General features: G+C 64.2%; 1 protein-coding gene. It reads right to left on the bottom strand.

Features of this window, described 5'->3' with window-relative positions:
- Window positions 1-1,507 (bottom strand): LuxR C-terminal-related transcriptional regulator (locus Q0G18_RS09435; protein ID WP_297152455.1); only part of this gene is annotated, 1,507 nt, incomplete at its 3' end.
- Between the last annotated feature and the right edge of the window lie 36 nt (window positions 1,508-1,543).

Below are 1,543 nucleotides of genomic sequence, written 5' to 3' on the forward strand. Positions count from 1 at the left end.
CCTCACGTGCCTCGCGGGCCCCACGTGCGTTGCGGGTGTCGCGGGTGTCGCGCTCCTCTCGGGCGGGCGGCTGTTCCTCCCGGTCGACCAGGTCGATCAGGCGCTGCTGGGAGTTGATCCCCATCTTCCGGTAGATATGCGTGATGTGCGTCTTCGCGGTGTTCGAGCTGATGAACAGCTTCTGCTGGATGTATTCGGCGTTCCTGCCCTTCGCGAGGCACGTGAATACCTCAGCCTCGCGCGGCGACAGGTCGTACTGCTCGGCAATAGCGCGGCAGCGGTCGCGGAAGGGCGACGCGTTCTTCGGCGGGTCGATCGAGGGCGGGCATTCCGCGCTCGCCGTCATGAGGGACAACAGGGCGTCCTCGGTTTCGGAATCGTCAGCGCCGTAGAGCGAAAAAGCCGCGACGACGATGATCGCGATCACGCAGGACAGCTCGCCTAAGCCCTCGATCGCCACGTCGCCTGCGCGGAACGCGAAGAACGCAACGACAACGCCGAGCGCGAAGCCGGTCCACTGCGCAAGGCGCCCCATCGCGTAGCGCTTCACCGGGTAGAGCTGGAACTCGGCGTTCGACACCACAAGGTCGGTCCATTCCATAAGCGTCGCGTAGGCGAACGCTCCCACGGCGACGGCGCCGCACACAATGCGCCCAGTATGCCCGAAATAGGGAATGAACAGGATGGATGCAGCGACAATCGGAACGGTGAGGCGTTGCATGCCGCTCATATCCCAACGAGACTTCGTCCGCTTCGTCGCCCAGAAGATCGCAACGCCCGAGCCTACGATGCCCGCCGCCGAGGCAATGAGCACCGCCCCGACGCCCGAAAGCGCAAGCATCACGACAACGAACCCATACGCCATCCCGTTCGCGGCGATCGAGGCCGCAGCCTTGAGCGTGATGGAGGGGTCGCGCTGGTAGCCTTCCATCGCCTTCAAGGTATCGGGGTCGACGCGGGAGACGAGAATGGAGGCGAGCACCATGCACGAGATCACGATGAACGCCAGGCCGAACAGGCCCATGAGCGGGCTTCCCGCGCCTGCAACCAGGAGAAAGAGCGGGGTGGCCAGCGCGCCGCCGACCGCGATCGATATTGCCGTCCACCTCGGGGCCATCATGCTGAAGAGCACCGTCCACACAAGCGAGAGCGAAAGTTCCCCCGCGCCAAGCAGCACCCAGACCGCGATCGCGCAGGGCATGCGCCACCCTTCGGGAACAAGGCCCGCCCAGCTCGCACCCGCCAGAATAAATGCCGGGGCGAACAGAAGCAGCGAGCCCGGCAGAACCAAGGGCCGCATTCTCCTGAACACGAAGTCGGGGAACTTCGAACAGAAAGCGAGGCACGCGTCCATCACCACGCGCGAGACGATAAGGCACAGGATGGCGATTTCCAGCGGCTCGAAGGATAGAAGCGGAAGAGCAGGCGAGAACACGATATAGGTGCCCCAGACTGTGAGGCACGCGAAGCCGATCGTGGCGAGCACGCACGCAGCGGACGTTTGCATCACCGGTTTTCTCTTGCCCTTGCCATCCGTTGAATC

Origin of the sequence: uncultured Ellagibacter sp., from assembly GCF_934636505.1 — a bacterium.
In the GTDB taxonomy this organism is placed as follows: domain Bacteria; phylum Actinomycetota; class Coriobacteriia; order Coriobacteriales; family Eggerthellaceae; genus Ellagibacter.